Genomic DNA, 4,162 nt, shown 5'->3' on the forward strand with positions numbered 1-4,162 from the left:
GTCCTGCTCCTGATCGGTCGGATCAACCGGCTTCACACCAGAGGAATCAACCGTGGTCTTAACTCCAACAGACAGCGGGACCATGTCGGTGTGTTCGGTCTCGTTGCCGTCCTGATCAACCAAGGTGTAAGTCACGGTCACATTCGGCTTCTCTTCAGAAGCCTCAACCTTCTCGGTCGGCGTACCAGTGATCTTGCCGTCCTTGTACTCCAAACCGGCCGGAAGACCCTCAACCTTGATGGAGTCCTTCTTCAGCTCGAAGCCTTGCGGCAGCTTGTCAAAACCTTCCGGCTTGACTTCCTGCTCGTACGGCTCGCCGACGAAACCGTCGGCCAGCTTGGTGTCCGTCACCGTGATCTTGGTGATTACGCGCTCGTACTGCTTCTCAGTAACCTTCTTCGGTTCGGTCTTTTCGACACGCTTTTCCGGATCTTCCTCGTCCGGGTTCTCGTACACCGGGTCACCCTGCTCATCAAGCACAGGAACATACTTTTCAACCTCGACCTCAACCTCACGGGTTACGGTCACTTCGGTGGTCCCAGGCTTGGTTGGGGTGCCGGTGATCTTGCCGGTTTCGGGGTCAATTTCGAGGCCATCAGGCAGATTATCGGCAGAGTAGGTCGGCTTAGCCCCCTCATCCAGCTTCTCCTTGAACAACGGCGTTACGTCGTTGTCTGGGTACTCTTCACCCGTGGAGCCCAGCGGCAACTGCTCAGGCACAACCGCAGTAAAGGAGTCTGCAATCTCCCATCGGTCAGAAGGCTTCTTCGACACCGGATCAACGCTGACTACAGCAGCGGTGTAAACCGTGGTCTCCTTCAGATCTTCAGGAGCCTGGAAATCACAGGACGGCAACGCACCCTTGTCGTCACTCTTGACGATGCACATCGCATCCTCAAGCTCTTCCTGAGTGCCATCCTCAGTCGTGGCGTACCAGCGGATTGCATAATCAGCATTCGGCATTAGACCAGCAGTCTTGGTGGTCACCTTGGAGCCCGCACGACCCTTATTGTCGTACGAGTTGTACTCCGGAATATCAAAGATGGGCTGCGCAGACATCAGCGGGAAGCGAATACCGCCCATGTTGTTACTCGTGCCCGAGCTGCCCAAGTCCTTGATGTTCTGGAACATGTTCACTGGGAACGACGAGAGCTTCACATCGCGACCCTCGATACGAGGGTAGATGTACATGTAATCGGTGTTGACGTGGCGCTTCTTCGTCTGGTTAATCAAACCATCAGAAAACGCAGCGTAGCGGGAAGCACCATTGTCAGGCATAAAATCCTTAGCAACGGTACCGAAGTCGCCTTCTTCAAGCTTGTTGGAAATCTGCGCAGGCTGGTTTTCCCGAGTACGCGACTGACCATACGTGCCCTTAAACGGCAGGAAGAACGTACCATCCGCCTTCGACGGCGCTACGACCGTCTCAGCAATGTGGGAACCTACACCGTGCTCACCCTGGTACGCATCAATGATACGTTTTTGGTTCTCACGTTCCTGTTCAACTGTGTAGCCCGGGTTAGCGTCCTTCCACGCATCAATCTGACGCGCGACCTCATCATTAAGGTAAGACGCAACAATCTCTACACCACCAGCGGCACGGTCACCCTGATTGACGTCGTAGGCGTACTGACTTGGCAGCGAGCCAGCGTCTTCGCCAGACTCCCACCAAATACGCGTACCGCCATCGATCGCACCATGACGGCCGTAGTCCGGGAACTGACCATCTACGGTCGGTTTGCCGGTCTCGCCGTCGAGCGCACGCGTCCACTGATCTTCCGGTTTGGCCAGCCAACCAACGTGGTTTGGCTTCTCCTCCAGCACAAAACGACCGTTGGTAATGCGGGAACCAGCCGAACCGGCCGTAAAGTTCCAGGACTCCTGCACACGATCAAGACGAGTGGTGTAACGACCAGACTTCATGTCACCCGCCATGACTACGGAGTACTTATCCTCGTCCGGGTTTTCACCCCAGACGCGGACACGGGTCTTGCCGCCCTCGATGCCGTTGAGCCTAAACTCCGGAGCACTAACACGGCTCAGGAAGCTCTTCGACAGATCGAAGGAGAAGCGACCCTCAGAGTCCGTCGTCGTGTAGAACACCGGGGAAACTTCGTTCTTACCATTGACGTACTGCAGGTAGATAACGTTGCCAATGAGCGGTTCATTACTCTTCTGCAGGTCATCAGCACGACCGCCCTTATTGATGTAGGCGTAGCCGTGGTAGCCAAAGTAGTTACGCCAGCCCGTCTTGGAGAAGATGGCGTTCGAAACCTGCTTATCTTTGGCAGCATCACCAGCTTGAGCGTCCGCACCCGCAACCGCAGCCGGTTCATCTTGGGCAAACGCAACCGGCTGTGCCAACGGCGCAACAAGTGCAAATGACAGAGCAGCCGCTGCTACGGACGTACCGCGACGGCGACCAATGTGACTTTTTTTCATTAAATTCCCTCCAAAAAGTCTGAGCGTCATAGGTTCATGACCCTGACGAGCAAACAAAACACACCTGCAAACAGGGCCTACGAACACCACCGTAGAGAACGTGACAGGAGGCGGCAAAGGTCCCCCAAGCCTCCAAACAGCTGTTCATATCCTGAGGAAAATTATTGACACTCGCCACTAAAAGCGCTGGCCAGTACTGTTGTACGCTCGTAAATCACTACCTGTGACACGGCTAAGAAGGCCGAGATTATGGGGCAGGCGGGCCATGCAAGCACACTTCCAGCAGTTTCTGTAGTTGTCTACAGATCTGAGCAATATCGAGCACCTTTAGCCAGTTGCCAGCTTAGGAAAATCTGAGCCTTTCACCATCACCCCCTAACGGGGGCAATGAGTGACGTTTTAATAGTCATGTGTAAAGACTACGGAAACGTAAAAACGCCTGTGATGGGAAGAATCCACCACAGGCGTCGAACCTACGAGGCAACCGGGCCCCGGCACCGTGAGCCTAGAACGGCAACTTGAACTGCTCGCCGTTCTTGAACCACCAGCCGAACAGGGCGGTGAGGGCGCCGAGGATTACCAAGGCAGCGCCGGCGATCGCGCCGCCGTTCGCGGAGGAGCCATCAGACGGCTCCCCTGCCGAATCCGAAGGGTTCGCGGTCTCCACCGGACCGCGGGTCTGGGTCACCGGGGCGGGCGCCGGCTTCGGCGTCGGCGTCACGGTGACGGTCTCCTTCGGGGTAGGCGCAGGCGACGGCGCCGAGGTGGTCGGGGCCGGCGGCTGCACGACCGGGCGCAGCACCTGCTCGACCTTCTTCTGCTCCTCCTTGTTCACCTTCGCGGACGGGAGGTCCTTGAGTACCTTTTCGGCTTCCTGCTTGGTCAGGTCGAGGACGGGGACACGGAAGGTCTCATCGAACACGGTCTCGCCGTTCTGGTTCTTCACCGACAGCTCGACAGGCGTGTTCGGGCCCTTCACCCCGGCGAGGTCCTGCATCGGGATGGCGAGGTCGCCGGCGTAGTTGTCCTTATCCGCGATGCCAGCCAGCGCAATGTCCTTGCGTGCGGACTTGCCGTTGCCCCAACGGGCTTCCACGGTGAAGGTGTGGGCGTCGATGCCCTTGTTTTCCACGCGGACGTTCAAGGCGTTGTTGGGGTGGTGGAGAACGATGCCGTTGTGGGCGTCGTCGATAAGCAATGCCCCTGCTTTGAGATTGTTATCGGCAGCGGCGAGCACCGCGAGCTCGTAGACAGTCAGGTCCTCCTCCGCCAACTGATCGTGCTCGTGCGTGACGCCAATGATGCCGTCAGCCTTGCCGATGTAGTTGGAACGCAGCACCAGATTCTTCCAGTCCGCGGGGATGGTGGATTGGCCGACGAAACAGAACTGATCCTTCAGGCCCTCCGGGCACTTGTCGTAGAAGTTCTTGCCCGAGTTCAGCGCGTGGCCGTCCGCCTTCGTCTCCTCGGCGGAAATGCCGGCATGGCCAAGCCAGCAGACCCAGGCCCGTGGTGTTGCGGTAATCGCGCCCCACCACAGAAAAACCCGATTGCTAAAGCTAATCACCCCGCCCACCGATTGGTGAGCGGGGCGATCGTTAGCGCTTATCTTCAGCCTACGAGAGACTCAAGACTTAACTACCTCGTCGGCTTTGCCGGAGTAGTCGGCTTCTCCTCCTTGGAGGAACCAGCGTAGGTCTTGCCGGAAGAACCCTTCAGT

At 57.3% G+C, this 4,162-nt stretch carries 2 protein-coding genes; both read right to left on the bottom strand.

The window, feature by feature from the left end:
- On the bottom strand, positions 1-2,442 hold a 2,442-nt coding region (locus HMPREF2617_RS06110; protein ID WP_210400827.1), incomplete at its 3' end, for a putative Ig domain-containing protein.
- 505 nt (positions 2,443-2,947) lie between these two features.
- The gene (locus HMPREF2617_RS06115) at positions 2,948-4,009 is read right to left on the bottom strand and encodes a hypothetical protein (protein WP_141763019.1); all 1,062 of its coding nucleotides are present in this window, start codon (positions 4,007-4,009) and stop codon (positions 2,948-2,950) included.
- Between the last annotated feature and the right edge of the window lie 153 nt (positions 4,010-4,162).

Origin of the sequence: Corynebacterium sp. HMSC070H05, assembly GCF_001837615.1 — a bacterium.
Taxonomy (GTDB): Bacteria; Actinomycetota; Actinomycetes; order Mycobacteriales; family Mycobacteriaceae; genus Corynebacterium; species Corynebacterium coyleae.